Here is an 18,776-nt window from a genome sequence, read left to right on the forward strand (position 1 = left end):
TAATTTTTATTAAACCCCGGCAACAAAACAAAAAAAAATTTAGTAAACCGGCTGGGGGGCCGCCCCGCTTGTTCCCGCGCCCCCCCCCCCCCCCGGGGGGGGGGCGGGGGGGGGCCCCCCCCCCGCCTCGTAAGAATGGGGACGACCAAGTGGGGGGCCATGGGGTTGTTCGAAGCTGCCGGATCACGGGTGATCGAGTCACCCGCCGGGACAGCCAAGCTGCACCGCGCGTGGGAACACGAGAAGAGAGGTAGACACAGGCCGGCATTACGGGGACTTCTCCAACTTGCTCTTTTCGTGGACATGTTGGGTGCCGCGGTGCCGGTCGGGGTGCTCTGCGCCGCGACCCGGCAACCGCACCCGCTGCTCGCCGCGGCACTGGCCGGCGCGTCCTGGCTCGCCGTAGCAGCAGCAAAGAATCGTTACGTCAAGGGCTCGGTGGGCGACAGCGGTTCGGTGCTGCCTGTCTTCCGGGACTGGCTGACCACGGTGGGCGTGTTCGCGGTCGCGTGCCTCGCCGCGCGCGTCGAGATCTCCGCCGAGGTCTGGGTGCTCGCGCTGCTGCCCTGTCTGGTGGTGACCGTGGTCCGGCGCAAGCTCATGCACCGGTATCTGCTGGCCATCCGCCGACAGGCGCAGGGGCTGCGCCGTGTCCTGATCGTCGGGGAGTCGGGCGCCGTCGATGTCGTGCTCGCCGAATTGGCACACCGCACCGACCACGAGTACATCGTCGTCGGCAGCTGCCTCGTCGGGGACGGTGCCACGGACTCGGCGCTGCCCTTGCCGGCCCGGCTCGCGGTCGACGGTGCCGCGCCGGAGGGGGCGGAGGACGGAGAGACCGTGCTGCGTTGCGCGGTCGAGCTCGATGCCGATCTCGTCTTCGTGGCGCCGGGTCGGCAGATGACGGCCGAGCGGATACGCAGGCTCGCCTGGGCCCTGCATGACGAGGGCCGGGATCTGGCCATTCTTCCCGGCCTGATCGATGTCTCGCAGCACCGGGTCAGGCTGGCCAAGGCGGCCGGCTTGACGGTGATGCACATAGACCCCGCGGCGAAGCGCGGGTTTCCGGTACTGCTGAAGCACGCCACCGACCGGTTGGGGGCGCTGCTGCTGCTCGTACTGCTCTCCCCCGTCTTCGCGGTGGTGGCCGCGGCGATACGGGTCTCCTCCGCGGGGCCGGTGTTCTACTGCCAGATCCGGGTCGGTCGTCATCAACTGCCGTTCCGTATGTGGAAGTTCCGCACGATGGTCGTGACCGCCGACCGGATGCGGGCCGCGCTGGAGGCGGCGAACGAACACGACGGGGCGATGTTCAAGATGCGTCGGGACCCGCGGGTGACACGGGTGGGGAGGGTGCTGCGCCGCTTCTCGCTGGACGAGCTGCCGCAGCTGTACAACGTCCTCGTGGGCCATATGTCCTTGGTGGGCCCGCGGCCCCCGCTTCCCGAAGAAGTCGAGCGCTACGACGGGACGGAGCTGCGCCGGCTTGCCGTCAAGCCGGGGCTCACCGGACTGTGGCAGGTCAGCGGGCGGTCCGATCTCTCCTGGGACGAGACGGTCGCGCTGGATCTCAGCTACGTCGACAACTGGTCGTACGCCCGCGATATCGACGTCCTGGTGCGCACCCTGCGTGCCGTGGTGGACGGGCGCGGTGCGTACTAGATGAGCGAGTTGCGCCATGGAAGGCCGCGGGGTGCGGCCGGTGTCCCGCCTCTGGGCGGACGCCGACCGCACCCCGCGGGCGCGGCGGGATCACACCGGGGCCGGCTCCGACCGCCACGCGTGATAGGTCCGGGCGATGCCCTCGGCGAGCGGAATGGTCGGCGCCCAGCCCAGGGCGCTCAGCCGGCTGATGTCGAGGAGCTTGCGCGGTGTGCCGTCAGGGTGGGACGGGTCGAAGGAAATGCGGCCCTCGTAGCCCACGGCGGAGGCGACATGGGAGGCGAGGTCGGCGATGGTGAGGTCCTCGCCGCATCCGACGTTGACCGTCTCCTCCGCGTCGTAGCGGCGCAGCAGCAGTTCGCATGCGGCCGCCAGGTCGTCGACGTGCAGGAACTCGCGCCGGGGCGTTCCGGTGCCCCAGAGCGTGATGTCCGGCAGCTCCTTCTCCTTCGCCTCGTGAAAGCGGCGGATGAGCGCCGGCAGCACATGCGAGGTGGCGAGGTCGAAATTGTCGCCGGGCCCGTACAGATTCGTCGGCATGGCGGAGATGAAGGACGCACCGTACTGCCGGCGGTAGGAGCGGATCTGGAGCAGGCCGGCGATCTTGGCGATGGCGTACGCCTCGTTGGTGGGCTCCAGCGGGCCGGTCAGCAGTGCGTCCTCGGTGATGGGCTGGGCTGCGAGCTTGGGGTAGATGCAGCTCGATCCGAGGAAGAGAAGCCGGCGCACTCCCGCTCGGTGGGCGCCGGCGATCACGCTGAGCTGGATGCTGAGGTTGTCCTCCAGAAACTGCACGGGGTAGGTGCTGTTGGCCATGATGCCGCCGACCTTCGCCGCGGCCAGGACGACCGCATCGGGCCGGGCCGCCCGGAGATAGGCGGCGGTGGCGTCACCGTCACGCAGATCGAGATCGGCGCGGGTGCGGGTCAGCACCTCGTAGCCGCTCGCGGCCAGGCGCCGGGCCACGGCGGATCCCACCAGACCGCGGTGGCCTGCGACAAAGATTCGTGCGGGTGTGGGCAGCAAGTCATCCATGGCGCGGATTGTGCCAGTCAACCCGATAGATCCACCGGCCATTTCAGGAAATATCTGCCGCACTCGGCTCTCGACCGCCGGCCACCGAGCGGGTAGCGTCCCTCCGCCGGAGATCTCCGGCGGGGGAATTCACCGAACAACCATTGAGCGCGTCACTTCTCGTGGGGGGAAGCCATGTCCAAAACCGCAGTCATCACCGGTATCACCGGCCAGGACGGTTCGTATCTCGCCGAATTGCTGCTGAGCAAGGGCTACACCGTGCACGGGCTGATGAGACGCTCGTCCAGCTTCAACACCGAGCGCATCGACCACATCTACCAGGACCCGCACACCCCGGACCGGCGGCTGGTGCTCCACCACGTCGACCTGTCCGACGGTGTCGCGCTGGTGAACCTGCTGCGTGACGTGCAGCCCGACGAGGTCTACAACCTCGGCGCCCAGTCCCATGTCCGGGTCTCCTTCGACGCCCCGCTGTACACCGGGGACGTGACGGGTCTGGGTGCCCTGCGGCTGTTGGAGGCCATCCGGGCCAGCGGTGTGCAGACCCGGCTGTACCAGGCCTCGTCCTCGGAGATGTTCGGCGCCACCCCGCCGCCGCAGAACGAGTCGACGCCCTTCCACCCGCGCAGCCCGTACGGCTGCGCCAAGGTCATGGCGTACTGGTCCACGGTCAACTACCGTGAGGCATACGGCCTTTACGGGGTCAACGGCATCCTCTTCAACCACGAGAGCCCCCGCCGCGGCGAGACCTTCGTCACCCGCAAGATCACCCGCGCGGTGGCCCGCATCCAGGCCGGCCTCCAGGAGCACCTCTACCTCGGCAACCTCGACGCGGTCCGCGACTGGGGCTACGCGCCGGAGTACGTGGAGGCCATGTGGCTGATGCTCCAGCAGGACGAGCCCGATGACTACGTCGTGGCGACCGGTGTCCCCGCGACGGTGAGGGACTTCCTGCGCGCCGCCTTCGACGCGGTGGGGCTGGACTGGGAGCGCAGTGTGCGCTTCGACCCGAAGTACGAGCGCCCGTCCGAGGTGGACGCGCTCATCGGCGACCCGTCCAAGGCCAAGAGCCTGCTGGACTGGTCCGCGAAGGTGCAGTTCGACGAACTCGCCCGGATCATGGTCGAGTCCGATGTCCGCGAGCTGGAGGACGAACTGGCCGGCCACCGGGTGCGGGTGGACCGATGACCGCTCCCGTCACCGCCCGTAGCCTGCGCGGTTTCAGCGGCGCAGGCTATGACAAGGGGCGCGGGCTGCTGATGCAGGCCGCCTGGTTCGCCGCGCTCAACGTGCTGTTCGTGAAGTGGTGGTTCCCGCCGCGCCTGCGGCCCGCGCTGCTGCGGGCCTTCGGCGCCCGTGTCGGGGACCGGGTGCTCATCCGGCACCGGGTGCGCGTGCAGTGGCCATGGAAGCTGACCGTCGGCGACGACGTCTGGGTGGGCGAGGACGCCTGGCTGATCAATCTGGAGCCGATCACCATCGCCGACGACGTCTGCGTGTCCCAAGGCGCCGTCCTGTGCACCGGCAGCCACCAACGCCGCTCCCCCACCTTCGAGTTCGACAACGCACCGATCCACCTGGAAGCGGGATCGTGGGTGGCCGCGCGCGCCATCGTGCTGCGCGGCGTCACCGTCGGGGCGGGCGCTGTGGTCGGCGCAGGGGCGGTCGCCCACCACGACGTCTCCCCAGGAGACGTGCTGACCACCGGGGGCCGAGGATGAGAATCACCCATGTCGTGACCCTGGTCAGCGATGACGGGGCATACGGGGGGCCGGTAAGTGTGGCCACCGCCCAATTGGGCGAACTGTCCGCGCGCGGCCACGACGTCGAGCTGGTTTCGCTGTGGCGGGGGCGAAAGGCGCCCCCACGCATGGTCGACGACGTTCCGCTGCGCGCGTTCAGGGCCCGCACGCTGGTGCCCGGCCAAGGGTTCCTCGGGCTGTTCCACCCGGCGCTGCTCCCGGCGCTCTGGCGCCGGGCGGGCCGGTCCGACGTATGGCACATCCATGCCGGGCGCGACCTGGTGTCGCTCGCGGCGCTCGCCGTGGCCGTGCTACGCCGCCGCCCCTTCCTGGTGCAGACGCACGGGATGGTCCAGCCTCGGCGATCTGCCATTGCCGCGGTCTTCGACAGGCTGTACGTCCCATTGCTGCGCAGAGCGCGCGCGGCCCTGGTCCTGACGGAGGAGGAAGAGGCAGGGCTGCGCCGGGTACTGGGCAGGGACGGGCCGCGTCTGGTCCGGCTCGCCAACGGCGTGCGCGCCCGCTCCGACACCACGGAGGGCAGCGAGACGGACGTGCTCTTCCTCGCCCGGCTGCAGACCCGCAAACGCCCCGAGGCGTTCGTGCGTATGGCCTCGCTGGTGCACCGCAAGCGCCCCGACGTGTCGTTCACACTGCACGGCTCGGACGAGGGGCGGCTGGCGGAGGTCCGGAGCCTGATCGCGAGCGAGGGCCTGGCCGACGCGGTGACGTACGGCGGTGCGCTGGAGCACGACGCCGCGGTGGAGCGGACGGCGCGGGCCACCGTGTATGTCCTGCCCAGCGTGGACGAACCGTTCCCGATGAGCGTGCTGGAGTCGTTGGCGGTGGGCACGCCCGTGGTGTGCACGCACAGCTGCGGCATCGCCGCCGAACTCTCGCGCCGGGAAGCGGCGTTGGTGACGGACGGTTCACCGGAACAGCTGGCCGACGCGGTGCTGCGACTGCTGGAGGACCGTCCGCTGCGGGAGCGCCTGACCCGGGCAGGGCTCGACGCCGTCGATACGGAGTTCTCCCTGGCGGCGGTGACCGACCGACTGGCGGAGTGGTACAGCTCCGTCAGCCGGCCCGCCACGAAGTGATGCTGTCGGCGGCTGCCGGGCGGACGCCCCGCAGCCGCCGACCGATCACGACCGGTCCACCCCTGCGGGGCGCTGCGCGAGGCCAAGCAGCGCGGTGATCCGGTCCAGACCTGCCCGGCTGCTGAGGTGCCGTTCGGCGTAGCGCGGGCCGTGCGCCCCCAGCCGGGTGGCACCCTCCGGGTCGTCGGCGAACGAACGGATCTCCGCCAGCAGCGCCTTGGGGTCCTCGGGCGCCACCACCGAGCCTGCGCCCGACCTCAGCACCTCCTTGGCGGTGCCGCCCTCCGCCGCCACCGACGCGATCACCGGCCGGCCGGTCATGAAGTAGGACGTCAGCTTGGACGGCAGGCTCATGTCCAGTACGGACGCCTTCTGGGTCACGACGAGCACATCGGCGGCGGCCAGCACCTCCGGGAACTCGTCGGCGTCGGCCGGCGGCAGGAACGACAGCGCGGGAACCCCCGCCGCGAGCTGCTGGAGCCGCTCTCGTTGATTGCCGTCGCCCATCAGGACGATGCGCACACGGGCGCCCTCCTGCTCGGCGAGCCGGGCGGCTTCCACCAGGACATCGAGCCCCTGCTTGAGCCCCATGTTTCCGGCGTGCAGCACCACGGTGTCCCGCGCGGACCAGCCCAGCCGTTCCCGCGTCAGCGCGCGGTCGCCGCTCGGCCCTTTCACATGCGCCCAGTTGGGCACCACGTGCACCCGCTCACGCGGCACCCCCATCGCCGTGACGCGGTCCACGAACGACTCGTGCACCACCCCCACGACGTCGGCGCGGCGCAGCACCCTGCCTTCCAGCCCTCCAGCCAGGGCGGCGACCCTGCCGCCACCCTGGATGCCGCTCTGCTCGGCTGCGGCACCCATCAGGTCCTGGACGATCACGACATGCGGCACGCGTGCGCGCCGCGCCAGGCGGTCGCCCAGGACGCCACCGGCCAGGCTTGGCATCTGCGTGAGCACCACATCGGGACGGACGCGCGGTGGTGCCAGGACTCCGTGGGCGAGGATGCTCGCTTCGAACAAGGCCCTGCGCAGGGCGGTTTGACGCGGCGGTACGGTGTGCCGCCGCCGGTGGATCGTGACGCCGGCCCGGACCTCGCACATCCGCCACCTGCCCGCGTAGCCCTCCCCCACCCGCCAGGCCGGGTAGTGCGGCATCCCGGCGAGCACGTGTGTGTCGGCTCCCGATGCGGCCAGGTGTTCGGCTATCTGGGTCGAGTACGGCCCGATGCCTGTGTGTTCGGGCGCATAGTTGGTCGAGACCACGAGCACGCACCGGCCCGTTAACGAGTTTTCCACGACTGGCCCCCTCTGGCTGTGCGGTCATCGTAGGAGTCGGCGGACGCCGGCGACCGCGAATTGGATTGCGATTGTGTCCCGAAGACGACCTTGTGACCCGACGTCCCTTAGATTGTGGACGTTGGTGGGGAGTTGGGGGGAGGTGGGCCGCTCATGCCCGGAAGGCTGCGCACTGTCGTGCGTTCGCGTGGCGTCGCCGCGCTCTGCTGCTGGACGCTGCTGTTGGTGCTGTTGCTGCCGGTGCTGATCCTGCACTCGCTCGACGCGCGCTTCGGTGCGGCGCTCGCCGTGCAGGGCGTGGTGGTGGTGCACTCCGGCACGGCGCTTGCGCGGGTGCTGACCGACGTCCGGGCTCGGGTGATCGCCTTCGGGTTCTGGCTCTTCACCTATGTATGGCTTGGCCTCGCCCCGTTGGCCATGCTCGCCACGGACGCGTATCCCCGCGGCTTCCTCGTCGACGCGCACACGGCGTTCCTGTCAACCGCCGTGGTGGAAACCGGACTTCTTGCGTACAGCGCGGGTTCCGCCCTTGCGTCCTGGCAGTCCACCCGCACCTCCACGTTCCTCGAACCGGTTCTCGCGCGGCGGCTGACGTCCGGCCGGGTGCTGCTGCTGTGCGGTGTGGCGCTGCTGCTCGCCGTCGTGCTGATTCCGGGCCAGGGCGGGTTGTCCGCGTTCTTCCTCAGCAGGCAGGCGGCCAACGAGGCCGCGGCACAGGCGGCGCCGTCAGGGTCGGCGGACCGGGCGATGGCGGCTTGGGTCCTTTCGGTACCGGCCTTCTGGGCGCTGGTCGCCCTCGTGCACGTACCCCGCTTCCGGTCGGGCGACCGCACCCTGCGTGGCGTGCGCTGGATCCTGCTGCCGCTGCTCATCATCGTCAACGCCGTGGTCAACAACCCCATCAGCCAGCCGCGTTTCTGGGCCGGGACGGTGCTGCTCGCCCTCGTCTTCAGCGCCTCCGCGCTGCGCGGGCCGCGGGCTTTCCGGATCGGCGCGGCCGCGGTCACCGCCGTGGTGCTGGTGGTCTTCCCGTACAGCGATTACTTCCGCTACGACAAGCGCGAGCCCGTGCAGGTCGTCTCGCTCGCCGAGCAGTTCACCTCTAACGGTGACTACGACGCCTTCCAGCAGATCGAGACGGGCATGGACTATGTACGGACGCACGGGTTCACGCCGACCTCCGCGCTGGGCCCCCCGCTGTTCTTCGTGCCGCGCGCGGCATGGCCGGACAAGCCCGCCGACGCGGGCATCCAGCTCGCCCGGCACGCCGGCTACACCTTCGAGAATCTCTCCGCACCGCTGTGGATCGAGACGTACATGTGGGCCGGATTCCCCTCGGTGGTCGGAGTGTTCGCCCTGATCGGCGCGGTGGGGAGGCGTATCGACGACATCCGGCACCGGCTGCGGCGGCATCGTGGCACACTCGCGGCACTGCTGGTGCCCGCGTTCGGCTTCTACCAACTCGTCCTGTTGCGCGGCAGCCTCATGGCGATCGTGGGCCCGCTCGCACTGCTGCTGTTCATCCCGCTTCTGATCACCCGTAAACAGGGGCGGCGACTCCCGCCGTCCGCCGGACAGCAGTCCGCGAGCGCGCCCGCAGCCGATGCGCGCCCCGTCGCTGTGCCGTCACCCACAGGAGGAGCACGTACGTGAGCGTCTTCGACGAGCCCTCGGAGGAACCGGACCAGCTGCGTGATCAACTGCGCCAGCTCTTCCGGTACCGCGCCTTGCTCCTGCTCGGCCTGGTGCTGGGCATGCTGGGCGGCGGTGCGGTGTCCCTGTTCGGCGGCTCGACCTACACGGCGACCGGCGAAGTCGTGGTGCACGCGATCAGCACCGCCCCCTTCGAGGCGGGCGGCGTCTCGGTGGACAAGCAGATCAGCATGGGCACCGAGCGGCAGATCGCGCAGAGCGCGTCGGTCGCCGCGGCAGCCGCCAAGGCCCTGGGTGACAGCGCCGAGCCGGCCGTGCTCCAGCGCGATCTGCGGGTGAGCAACCCGCCCGAGACCCAGACCCTGATGTTCGAGTACAGCGCGGACTCCCCGCGGCGGGCTGCGGCACTGGTCAACGCGTTTGTGCACGCGTATCTCGACTACCGCCAGAACGCCGCGACCCAGCGGATCGACACCACCGTCAGCAAGCTCAGCGACGAACTGAAGCCGCTGACCGATCAGCGCAAGGTGCTTGACCGGCGGATCGCCAACGCGGGCGGCGGGACTGCGCAGGCCACCGACGAGTCCGAGCGCAGCAACATCATCTCGGAGATAGCGGATCTGCAAGGGCGGATCTCCAGCCTGAAGTCCCTCGACACCACGCCCGGGGACGTCGTGCGCAAGGGCGACCCGCCGGCCTTCCCGTCCAGCCCCGGCCTTGCCGTACTGCTGCTCGCCGGTGCGGTGGCCGGTCTGGCGCTGGGCATACTGGCGGCCTGGATCCGCTCGGTTCTGGAGCCGAGGGTGCGGTCGGTGGCGGATGTCCAGGACAACCTGCGCGCGCCGGTACTCGGCATACTGCCGCGCCGGCGGGGCGGCGAGGCATTGCTTGAGGTCGGCAGGGCCGGTCGCGGCAACCGCGCCGAGGCCTATCGCACGATCGCCTTTCGACTGGTGCACGACCAGCGCTTCGCGGGACGGGGCAGCCTGCTGATCGTCGCCCCCCGCGAGAACGCGGACGCCGTGTCCGTCGCGGTGAATCTGGCCGGCGCCTTCGCGGAGATCGGCAACGACGTCCTGCTGGTCGAGGCGAACCTGCGCACCCCCGAACTCACCGGGCGGCTCCCGCTGCGCCCCGGCCACGGCCGGCCGGTGCCGGGCAGTTGGTCGGACGGCGAGCGGCTCGCGGTGGAGGCAGGTGTCGACGGACGCTTCGACCTGTTGCCCGGCCGTGAGGTGCCGAACCCCGCGCGGGCCCTGTCCTCCCCGGACTTCGCCCGGCTGCTGACCGCACCGGCCGACCCGAACGAGAACGTCGTCGTCGTCACCGGGCCGCTGCTCTCGCACGCGGACGGCCTGGCCGTCGCGAAGCAGGCGGCCGGTGTGGTGGTGGTCTGCGACCTCAACGAGGTGCGCAGGGACGACCTGGACCGGGTGTGGGAGCTGATCACCGGGGCCGGTGGGCACATCCTGGGCGCGGTCCTGGACAAGGGCAGCCACCGGCGGCCGCTGCGGGGACTCACGGACGGCGGTCCGACACAGCGCAAGCGCGGCCGCAACCACGCCCGAGCGCCTCTTGCCGCACCGGTCGTCACGCCGCAGCCGCCTCGGGCGGGCCACCCGCCGATGGGCGGGGCGCCCGCCGACGTCGACACCACCTCACTGCGCGGATGACGGCACTCGGTCCCGCCGGGTCCGGCGCGGCGCCGGCGGGGCAGCACCCCGACACCGGCGCGGCCGGCCGGCGCGGAGTCGCCACGACCGCGCGCGGCGGGGCGTTCGGTCTGGTGGGCTCGGCCGCGAACGCCCTGTTCGGCTTCGTTCTCGTGGCCGTCGTCACGCACGGCCTGGGAGCGCGTGGCGCCGGTGCGGTCTTCACCGGAGTGGCCGCCTTCACCATCCTCAGCAACGCGTTCAAGCTGGGGGCCGACACCGCGCTGGTCCGCTTCGTCTCCCGCGATCTGGAGCTGACCGGGGGCGGTGGCGTGCCGGGGCTGCTGCGGACGTCGGTGCTGCCGACCTTGGTGGCGAGCACCGCGGGGGCGCTGGTGATGTTCTTCTCCCCCGGGCTCGCAGGCTGGCTGCTTCCCGACCTCGACCCCGACCGGGCCACGGTGATACTGCGGCTGTTCGCGGTGTTCCTTCCGGTGACGACGGTGTCGCTGGTCCTGCTGGGCGCCACCCGGGGGTTCGGCTCGGTGGTGCCGTTCGTGGGCGTGGAGCAGATCGGCAAGCCGGTGCTGCGCGTCCTTCTCGCGCTCCCCCTGGTGCTGCTGGCGCCGAGCGTGGTGGGGGTCTCCGCGGCGTGGCTCGCGCCCGGTCTGCTCGGTGCGGTGGCGGCCGGTCTGTCGCTGCGCCGTTCCTGCCGGGCACGTCCCGGCAGCTCACGGCCGCCGTCGCAGGCGCGGGAATTCTGGGCCTTCGCCGGTCCTCGGGCGGCCTCCTCGGTCTTCGACATCGCCGCGGTGTGGATCGGCGTGATCCTGCTGTCGGTGCTGGGCACCAGCGCTCAGGCGGGCGTCTACACCGCGATCGGGCGCCTGGTCACCGCCGGGACGCTGCTGCAACTGGCGATCAGGCTCGCGGTGGCGCCGCAGATCAGCCGGCTGCTCGCGGGGGGCGACGAGCCCGCGGCCCATCATCTGCACCGGGTCTCGACCCGGTGGATCGGTCTCTTCTCCTGGCCGGTGTTCGTAGTGCTCGCCGCGTTCCCCGGCGCCGTGCTGTCGCTCTTCGGGCCGGACTTCGGCGGGGGCGCGGCGGGGCTGGTGGTCCTGTGCGCGGCGTGTCTGATCAACGTCGGGGTCGGCAATGCGCAGACGGTCATCCTGATGGCCGGACGGAGTGTCTGGAATCTGGGGGTCGCCGGTGCGGCGTTCCTGGTTCAGCTGGGCACGGGTGTGTGGCTTGTTCCGCGCTACGGGGTGCTGGGTGCTGCGGTGTCGTGGGGTCTGGCGATCGTGGTGGACAACGTCGCTTCGGCCCTGCTGGTCCGCTACCGCCTCGGCTTCCGCACCGTCGACCTCGGCTATCTGCGGGCGGCGCTGGTCGGCGTAGGGGTGGTGGCGCCGCCGGCGTTCGCCATGCGGACGATTTTCGGCGACAGTTCGCTCGGTGCGTCCTTGGGAATTGTTTTAGCCATTGGGGCTTTCTGCGCCTCCGTCTGGCGCTATCGTTTGCCGCTGGGGGTAGGGGAGTTCTTCGGAGCGCTGCGCAAGCGTGGCTCGGGAAACTCGCGATGAACGCTGGGCCCATTTCCGCACAGAACTCATCTCGGTTCCGCTTCCCATCCTGTCACTTTCGATCGCGCTGTGCTTCCAGGGGGGACCTGTGCGCCAAAGAAGCAGACACATCAATCTCTTGCTCGCCGCTGCCGTACTCGGCACCGCATCCACGGTAATGGCCGCCGGGCCGGCGCAGGCCGCCGGCGAGCCCACGCTTACCGCCGATCCGCTGAGCACGTGGCAGACCGACGGCATCGTGTGGGCCATGGCCTACGCCAAGGGCATCGTCTATGTGGGGGGCACCTTCACACACATCCGGCCACCGGGCGCCGCGCCCGGCACCGGTGAGCTGGCCCGTACGAACTTCGCGGCATTCGATGCGAAGACCGGTCAACCGCTGTCGTGCGCCCCGGCGTTCACCGGCGGAACGGGCACGATCCGGGCCATGAAGGCCTCGCCCGACGGCTCGCTGATCTACGTCGGAGGGTCCTTCAGCAAGGCCGGATCGGCCGGCCGGTCCAACACCGCCACCCTCAACACCGCGGACTGCACGATCGGTTCCGCGTGGAAGCCGACGGTCAGCTCCACCGTGCGGGCCATCGACGTCACCGCCGACACGGTCTACGTCGGCGGCGGCTTCGACACCGTGCAGGGACAGACCCGCGAACGGATCGCCGCGCTGCGGCCGACGAGCGAGCTGCTGCCCTTCAAAGCCACGATCCGTGGCTCGTCGGTCTCCAACGACCCGACGCCCGCGGTCAACGCGATCACGGTCGCGCCCCAGCTCAACAAGGTCATCATCGGCGGCCGCTTCACCTCGGTCAACGGCAGCCTGTTCGGCGTGCACGCGCTGGCCGGCCTGAACGCGACCACCGGCAAGACCGTCAACAGCTTCACCGGCTGGATCCCCAACAGGTCCGCCGTGAAGGCGCTGGTCAACGACGGCACGAACTTCTACCTGGGCGCCGAGGGAACCGGCGGCGGCGTCTTCGACGGCCGGGCCGCCGGCCGGCTCTCCGACGGCTCGCAGGTCTGGAAGGACACCTGCCTGGGCGCCACCCAGGCCGTCCTGCCGTACAAGGGCGTGCTCTACAGCGGCTCGCACGCGCACGACTGCAACTCCACCCCGGGCGGATTCCCGGACATCGAGAACCGCCAGCACTTCCTGGCGCAGTCGATCTCCGACAAGACGATCCTGCCGTGGTTCCCGGACACCAACGACGGCATCGGCGAGCAGATCGGCCCGCGGGCGCTGACCATGGCGGACGGCATCCTGTGGGCCGGGGGCGAGTTCACCACCGTCAACGAGAAGGCCCAGCAGGGCCTGACGAGGTTCGCGGCCGCGCCCGACACCGGGGCCCCGCAGGTGCCGATCCTCAGCGGGACGAGCTCCTCCCGGGGCAAGATCACGCTGAACTGGAAGGCTTCCTGGGACCGCGACAACGGCGTTCTGACGTACAAGATCTACCGCGACGGCGTCTATCTGACCTCGCGAAACCAGGATTCGCGTTACTGGAACCGCCCCAACATGAGCTTCACGGACACCGTGGAGCCCGGCGCCGAGCACCGCTACTCGATCGAGGTCACCGACGGCACCAACGTCTCCGGGCGCAACGGCCCGGTCTACGTGACCGCCAAGCGTTGATCGCACGCCGAGTGGGGGGTACATGACGCACCGAGTAGGTTACGCACCCGGGGTCTACGACCTATTCCACGTCGGGCACCTGAACATTCTCCGGCACGCCAGAAGTCAGTGCGACTATTTGGTGGCGGGTGTGGTGTCGGACGAAATGGCTGTACAAGCCAAGGGAAAGGCTCCGGTCATTCCGCTCAGCGAGCGGTTGGAGATCGTGCGCAGCGTGCGATTCGTCGACGCGGCCTTTGTCGAGACCGTGCCCGACAAGCTGGAGACCTGGCAGCAGGTGCGCTTCGACGTCATCTTCAAGGGCGACGACTGGCGGGGCACGGAAAAGGGCAGCAGACTCGAACGCGACTTCGCGACGGTGGGGGTGGAAGTGATCTATTTCCCCTACACCGTGCACACGTCGAGCACCTTGCTGCGCAAGGCACTCGACGGGCTCGCGGCTTCCGCCTGATCTGAAGAATCGGCCGTCCCCGGCGCCTCAGCGCCCGGGGGCGGCCAGTTCGCGATACCACTTGACCAAGAACGCCACCATGAACAGGACGTGCGCGGCGAGCAGGACGCAGTAGAGCGTCACGAACAGGTCGCGGCTGCCGAACGCCAGGAAGATCGCGCAGAAGACCCCGTAGTCGACCGGCAGCAGTGCGACGGAACGCAGGGTGGACGCGGGGGCCACGGCAGCCGGCCCGCCCGCAGTGCTCTTGAGCCGCTCCGCGCGCTTGAGCTGTTCGGTGAGGATGCCGCCGAAGAAGACCATGACCGCGGCGAACTGGAACGCGACGGGAACGAGCAGATACACGGGGGCGGAGAAATCGAAGTGGCGGTAGAACGAGATGAGCACAGCCATGTGGAGGGCCAGCATTTTCGCGCAGTCGACCACATGATCGAGCCACTCCCCGGCGGGGCTGCCGGTGCCGGTGAGCCGGGCGAGTTGCCCGTCGGCGGAGTCGAGTGCGAAACCGAGCACCAGCGCGACGAAGACACCGAGCGCCACCGCGGGCGAGGGACCGAGCGTCGCGATCAGCGTGCCGCCCGTCAGGGTGAACAGCGCACCGATCAGCGTTATTTGATTGGGCGTCAGCTTCATGCTGTAGCCGACGGCGGCGAGTATCCGGCCGGCCGGCCGGTTCACGTAGCGCGAATACAGAGACACCCCCTTCGCGGATTTCTGCGCCGCGGAAAGCTCTCTGATCGCGTAACCGAACTGGCTCATGTCCCCCACCTGACGACTGGACCCCCCGAAGGAGCAACATCATGGCAGGAAGGCTCTCCCGGTCAACCGGCGGCGCCACCCGCAGGGCGGTGCTGGCGGGTACGGCCGCCGCGTTGGCGGCCGGTCTCACGGGCTGCGACTCCCAGGAGTCCCCGCCGTCCCCCGATCCTCAGGACGACGCCAAGGCCCGCACCGTGACCGGCCGCAAGCCCAAGGGCAAGGACGTCGTCGACGTGGTGGCGGACTTCGGCGCCAAGGGCGACGGACGCACGGACGACAGCCGCGCGTTCGCCCGTGCGTACACCTACGCGGCGGGCCGGGTGTGGGACCACATCGGCCGTACGGTGATCGACGTGCCGGCCGGGACCTACCTCATCCGGGAACCAAACGCCCTGATCAACGCCGGCGGCGGCAAGCTGAAGGCCAACGGTCTCCGGTTCCGGGGAGCCGGCAAGCGCATGACGCAGATCCTGTTCGCTCCGGCGCGGGCCGAGAACGCCTACCTGTGCCGCAACGAGGACAGCTGGGCGAACATCATGTTCGAACAGATCGGATTCCGTTCCGGTACTCCCGGCGCGTCGTTCTTCTACTCCTACTCCACCGGTCAGGCGCAGGACTACCGCTTCACCGCGTGTGAGTGGACCGGCGAATGGACGTACGGACTCGCGTTGGACGGGAGCAACACCAACTCGGAGATGCGCTGGGACGCGTGCCGGGTGGGTGGCGCCTACCGCAAGGCCTTCCTCTACTCCGGGCTCTCCCAGAAGTCGACGGACCCGCGGCAGCAGGACCAGTTCCTCAACTACTGGTTCAACGACATGAAGGTCGAGTACGAGTGGGGCAACTTCCTGGAGTTCCCCTACGGCGGCTCCATCACCTGTCGTGGCGGCTCGTACATCATCACCGGCCGGCGCCCGCAGGCGTCCGGTGCCTACGGGCGCACCAGCACGTTCTTCCGCTTTCCGCGCGGTCCGCACCACGATTCCGTGCAGCGTTTCCACGCCGAGGACATCCGCTTCGAGGTGCGCGGCCCGGACACCGTGGTGATCGACTGCGCGTGGGGCAGCGGGACGGTGCACTTCAACGACTGCGACGACACCGCGCAGTCCTTCAAGCCGTTCGCGAAGGGGACCCGTCCCCATCGCTATCACATCGGGGCCCGGGGCCCTCTGGTGCGCTACGACTCCTGCCAGCTGTCCGGGCAGCACCTCTACGAACAGGAGGACGCCGGCGGCTCCGGCACCCGCGCCCGCTACGACATGTGCCTGCTGCGCAACCACTCCCAAAAGAAGTTCGTCACGGGCGGGGGCGGCCGGGTGAAGTTCGTCGACTGCATCGGTTCGTGAGCTGACCCTCACCAGGTCCCGCGACACGGGCCCCGGTCGGAGGACGACCGGGGCCCTGTGCGGATGTCCGCGCGCCGGGAGCGCTCAGTGGTGGCCGTGAGCTGTCCGAGGCGCCACCGAAGAACCGGGCGACAGCTCGGAACGGCCGGGTGTGCGATCCGACGAGGATCGGGTACGCGAGGAACTCCGCACCCTTTCGGTGCGGGCCCTTCGCCTGGTGGGCCGGGGGCGTGGCCGGGATGCGCCACGCTCCGTGGGTGCACACGGTGGAGGGTGTACGTATCGGCAAGATCTGGAGTGGTCATGAGCAACGAGGAGCACCGGGAGCAGCAAGGCGTCGCGCCCGAGGTCGCCGAGCGCGAACGCGATCAGGCGGACGAGGCGCAGCGAAAGGCTGCTCAGGAGGCCGCTCCGCCGCTCACGCCGCCGCGCCACGAACCCATGGCGGCGCAGGACGGCGGCGGGACGGGATCGGCGGCCCACGACGACTCCCGCGAGGACGACTCCCCGGAATGATCGCGCACCCGGCTCGCGACGTGCTCGAACGCGTCGCGCCACCGCTGCGGGAACGTGCTGTGACCTGCGGTGAACCGCCCTTCTCAGGGCGATGGCCCGCTGCGGTGGGCCGCCCTACCCCAATGGGCGGCGTTGAGCCATTCGTGGTGTGATCGAAGGTGGGGGTCAGGCAAGGAACGCTCCGAAGGCTGGAGGAATCATGGCCAAGAACCTGCGAGCCCGCGACATCATGACCGACGGGGTGCAGTGCGTCGGCGCACACGAATCGCTGCTCGACGCGGCGAGGATGATGCGCGACCTGAAGGTCGGCGCCCTGCCGATCTGCGGGGACAACAACAAGCTCATGGGCTTGATCACCGACCGCGACATCATCATCAAGTGCGTCGCCGAAGGAATCGACCCGTCCACGGTCCAGGCAGGGACCCTGGACGGTGAGCTGCACTGGATCGACGCCGAGGCGGATGCCGCCGAGGTCCTGCAGACCATGGAGAGCCACCAGATCAAGCGCCTCCCGGTGATCGACGTGGGCAGCGGCCACCGTCTGATCGGCATGATCACGGAGGCCAATCTCGCGAAGAACCTCAGCGATGAGCAGATCGCGGAGTTCGCGAGCCGTGTGTACGCGACCGCCGGCTGACCCGCCGGGCTCCGTACGTCACCTATGAAGTCGCCGCAGTTGCACCGCAGTTGAGGGTGGAGCTGCGGCTCTTCCTCGACCGGGGCCGCCTCCGCGGCACTACGCTCCCGCACGTGAGTCGTCGGCCTGGGCCCGGCGGACGGTACGGAAGAGGGCCGCCCACAAGAAGGGCGCGCCGTAGTGCGGGGATTCGTCGGGCTCGTCGTGCATGCGGCGCAGTTCGATCTCTGCGAGGTCGGAGAAGATCCAGCGCAGGGACTCCCGCGTGTAGGCCAGACCGCCGTGGAGCCGGGACTCACGGTAGTAGGCCGCGTCGGGGAGTTCGGACCCCATCTCTCCGGCCGCGAAGCAGGTGAGCCCGAAGTGACCGCCGGGGGCAAGGAGGCGGTCCAGCAGGGCGAGGTAGCTGATGCGACGGTGCGGCGGCAGGTGGTGGAAGCAGCCCGAGTCGTAGATGAGGTCGTAGGGGCCGCCCAACTCGCTGTCGGTGAGGGCGAAGACATTGCCGCGGTGGAACCGGATGTCGGCTCCGGCCTCTTCGGCGCGCTCTTCGGCCCAGGCGATGGCTGCCGGAGAGAGATCGACCGCGTCCACCTCGAAGCCCAGGGAGGCCAGTTGGAGGCTGTTGCGCCCCGGTCCGCAGCCCAGGTCGAGCGCACGGCCCGGCGTGATCAGGCCCCGTTCCAGATAGGCGACCAGGTTTTCGTCAGGCTTCGCCACGAAGAACGGCACCGGCCTGGAGCGGTCGCCGTAGAAGGCGTCCCACCAGGTGGCGGCGTCGGCCGTCCAACGATCGGCATCCGGCGCGAACAGGCCGTCCAAGAGCTCCAGCACATCGTCGACGGTGCGGATGTTCCGGTCCATCCGGTCCCCCTTTCACGTGCCGGGAGACTAGCCAGAAACCCCACAAATGCCCAGGTCAGAGGTGAAACGGCGAGGCCGCCGACGAGGCGGACGGCGCCTGCGCGCGCACGGAGGGCATCCTGCCTCCCGCCATACCCGCACGGTCGTACGCGCCCCCGGCGAGAGCCGTTTCGACGGCTTGCCGGGCATACCTGAGGCGTCTTTTCCGGTGGCTCGCGACCGGCCCGGGGCTTGCCCCCTGATCCCCCGCCACCGTCTCCCCCGCCGCCCCGGCCCGACCGTCCGTCACCGGTCCCGGAAGCAGTCCATGGCCAGCCGGACCTTGGCCGCGGCCTCGTCCATCGCCCGTTCGCAGGTGGCCAGTTCGGCCGCGGTCGCGGCACTGGTTCCCGGCTGCTCCGCGGCGCGGCGGCACAGAGCGGCGACCGGGTGGCTGAGAGCGCCGATGGTGTTCGCGACGGCGTAGAGGACTTCGTGGGGCGCGTCGGTTTCGGCGATGTCGTCGACCAGCGCCATGCGCGAGGCGGCCGACCGCAACTCGGCGGCGAGGGACACAGCGGCACTGGACACGGCAGCTCCTTCTCTTTAGCACCTGCCGGTGGGAGCCCAAGACGCCCGCCCCGGTAGCGCGGGTCACCGGCCCGACGCGAAGACCGTACGACACCATCGTGCGCGCCGAACGATCGTCCGCGGCCCGCCGCGACACCTCACCGAGCCCCTCATCCGGGAGAAATGGGCAGGTCAGAAGCGTTGATGCGACGCCGGCTTCAGACGCGGGCAAGGCGCGGGAAAGACGTCTCAACTCGCACGGCCGCGGGCGTGTCACTGCCCGCAGCAGCGC

17 protein-coding genes are annotated in these 18,776 nt (G+C 69.9%); 12 read left to right on the forward strand and 5 right to left on the reverse strand.

Translation table 11 applies throughout. The features are described 5' to 3' along the window. Positions 1–303 precede the first annotated feature (303 nt). Complete coding sequence (locus tag ACGFZW_RS33120; protein WP_393897088.1) at positions 304–1,662, forward strand: sugar transferase; 1,359 nt, start codon at positions 304–306, stop codon at positions 1,660–1,662. A gap of 90 nt (positions 1,663–1,752) precedes the next feature. Here the strand turns inward: ACGFZW_RS33120 and ACGFZW_RS33125 are convergent, their stop codons facing one another. Continuing rightward, the gene (locus ACGFZW_RS33125; RefSeq protein WP_393897000.1) at positions 1,753–2,697 is read right to left on the reverse strand and encodes a GDP-L-fucose synthase family protein; all 945 of its coding nucleotides are present in this window, start codon (positions 2,695–2,697) and stop codon (positions 1,753–1,755) included. A gap of 174 nt (positions 2,698–2,871) precedes the next feature. Here ACGFZW_RS33125 and gmd point away from each other — a divergent pair, with 174 nt between their 5' ends. From gmd to ACGFZW_RS33140, 3 genes are read left to right on the forward strand one after another with little or no spacing between them, the layout of a single operon-like run. Continuing rightward, on the forward strand, positions 2,872–3,885 hold the full coding sequence (gene gmd / locus ACGFZW_RS33130) for a GDP-mannose 4,6-dehydratase (protein ID WP_393897001.1): 1,014 nt from the start codon (positions 2,872–2,874) through the stop codon (positions 3,883–3,885). Further along, positions 3,882–4,418: a putative colanic acid biosynthesis acetyltransferase gene (locus ACGFZW_RS33135; RefSeq protein WP_393897002.1), complete on the forward strand. Its 537-nt coding sequence runs from the start codon at positions 3,882–3,884 to the stop codon at positions 4,416–4,418. Before gmd ends, ACGFZW_RS33135 begins: the two co-directional genes overlap by 4 nt. Beyond that, complete coding sequence (locus ACGFZW_RS33140) at positions 4,415–5,539, forward strand: glycosyltransferase (protein WP_393897003.1); 1,125 nt, start codon at positions 4,415–4,417, stop codon at positions 5,537–5,539. The genes ACGFZW_RS33135 and ACGFZW_RS33140 overlap by 4 nt, the downstream gene beginning before the upstream one ends. A gap of 45 nt (positions 5,540–5,584) precedes the next feature. Here the strand turns inward: ACGFZW_RS33140 and ACGFZW_RS33145 are convergent, their stop codons facing one another. Then, positions 5,585–6,808 (reverse strand): glycosyltransferase, encoded by a 1,224-nt coding sequence (locus tag ACGFZW_RS33145; RefSeq protein WP_393897089.1) that lies wholly within the window; start codon positions 6,806–6,808, stop codon positions 5,585–5,587. A gap of 186 nt (positions 6,809–6,994) precedes the next feature. Between ACGFZW_RS33145 and ACGFZW_RS33150 the strand changes: the two genes are divergently transcribed. The 5 genes from ACGFZW_RS33150 (at position 6,995) to ACGFZW_RS33170 (ending at position 13,813) form a co-directional block, all read left to right on the forward strand. After that, a complete protein-coding gene (locus ACGFZW_RS33150) occupies positions 6,995–8,494 on the forward strand; it encodes a hypothetical protein (RefSeq protein ID WP_393897004.1) in 1,500 nt (499 codons plus the stop codon). Then, a complete protein-coding gene (locus ACGFZW_RS33155) occupies positions 8,491–10,167 on the forward strand; it encodes a lipopolysaccharide biosynthesis protein (RefSeq protein WP_393897005.1) in 1,677 nt (558 codons plus the stop codon). Before ACGFZW_RS33150 ends, ACGFZW_RS33155 begins: the two co-directional genes overlap by 4 nt. Continuing rightward, positions 10,164–11,735, forward strand: coding sequence for an oligosaccharide flippase family protein (locus ACGFZW_RS33160; RefSeq protein ID WP_393897006.1), 1,572 nt, complete (start codon positions 10,164–10,166; stop codon positions 11,733–11,735). The genes ACGFZW_RS33155 and ACGFZW_RS33160 overlap by 4 nt, the downstream gene beginning before the upstream one ends. A 157-nt stretch (positions 11,736–11,892) precedes the next feature. Further along, positions 11,893–13,362 carry a fibronectin type III domain-containing protein gene (locus tag ACGFZW_RS33165; RefSeq protein ID WP_393897007.1) on the forward strand — a complete coding sequence of 490 codons (1,470 nt, stop codon included), beginning with the start codon at positions 11,893–11,895 and terminating at the stop codon, positions 13,360–13,362. A gap of 22 nt (positions 13,363–13,384) precedes the next feature. Continuing rightward, entirely contained in the window at positions 13,385–13,813 is a 429-nt protein-coding gene (locus ACGFZW_RS33170) for an adenylyltransferase/cytidyltransferase family protein (RefSeq protein ID WP_393897008.1), read from the forward strand. Between the two features lie 27 nt (positions 13,814–13,840). Here the strand turns inward: ACGFZW_RS33170 and ACGFZW_RS33175 are convergent, their stop codons facing one another. Beyond that, positions 13,841–14,572 (reverse strand): CDP-alcohol phosphatidyltransferase family protein, encoded by a 732-nt coding sequence (locus ACGFZW_RS33175; protein ID WP_393897009.1) that lies wholly within the window; start codon positions 14,570–14,572, stop codon positions 13,841–13,843. A gap of 41 nt (positions 14,573–14,613) precedes the next feature. Here ACGFZW_RS33175 and ACGFZW_RS33180 point away from each other — a divergent pair, with 41 nt between their 5' ends. The 3 genes from ACGFZW_RS33180 (at position 14,614) to ACGFZW_RS33190 (ending at position 17,071) form a co-directional block, all read left to right on the forward strand. Beyond that, on the forward strand, positions 14,614–15,918 hold the full coding sequence (locus ACGFZW_RS33180) for a glycosyl hydrolase family 28-related protein (RefSeq protein ID WP_393897010.1): 1,305 nt from the start codon (positions 14,614–14,616) through the stop codon (positions 15,916–15,918). A 303-nt stretch (positions 15,919–16,221) separates the two neighbouring features. Next, positions 16,222–16,434: a hypothetical protein gene (locus ACGFZW_RS33185; RefSeq protein WP_393897011.1), complete on the forward strand. Its 213-nt coding sequence runs from the start codon at positions 16,222–16,224 to the stop codon at positions 16,432–16,434. A 199-nt stretch (positions 16,435–16,633) separates the two neighbouring features. Beyond that, positions 16,634–17,071 (forward strand): CBS domain-containing protein, encoded by a 438-nt coding sequence (locus tag ACGFZW_RS33190; protein WP_393897012.1) that lies wholly within the window; start codon positions 16,634–16,636, stop codon positions 17,069–17,071. 99 nt (positions 17,072–17,170) lie between these two features. Here the strand turns inward: ACGFZW_RS33190 and ACGFZW_RS33195 are convergent, their stop codons facing one another. Both ACGFZW_RS33195 and ACGFZW_RS33200 read right to left on the reverse strand, forming a co-directional pair. Next, positions 17,171–17,935: a class I SAM-dependent methyltransferase gene (locus ACGFZW_RS33195; RefSeq protein WP_393897013.1), complete on the reverse strand. Its 765-nt coding sequence runs from the start codon at positions 17,933–17,935 to the stop codon at positions 17,171–17,173. Positions 17,936–18,220: 285 nt separating this feature from the next. Next, on the reverse strand, positions 18,221–18,505 hold the full coding sequence (locus tag ACGFZW_RS33200; protein ID WP_393897014.1) for a hypothetical protein: 285 nt from the start codon (positions 18,503–18,505) through the stop codon (positions 18,221–18,223). Positions 18,506–18,776: the final 271 nt, after the last annotated feature.

It is taken from the genome of Streptomyces sp. NPDC048248 (assembly GCF_043201875.1).
In the GTDB taxonomy this organism is placed as follows: Bacteria; Actinomycetota; Actinomycetes; order Streptomycetales; family Streptomycetaceae; genus Streptomyces.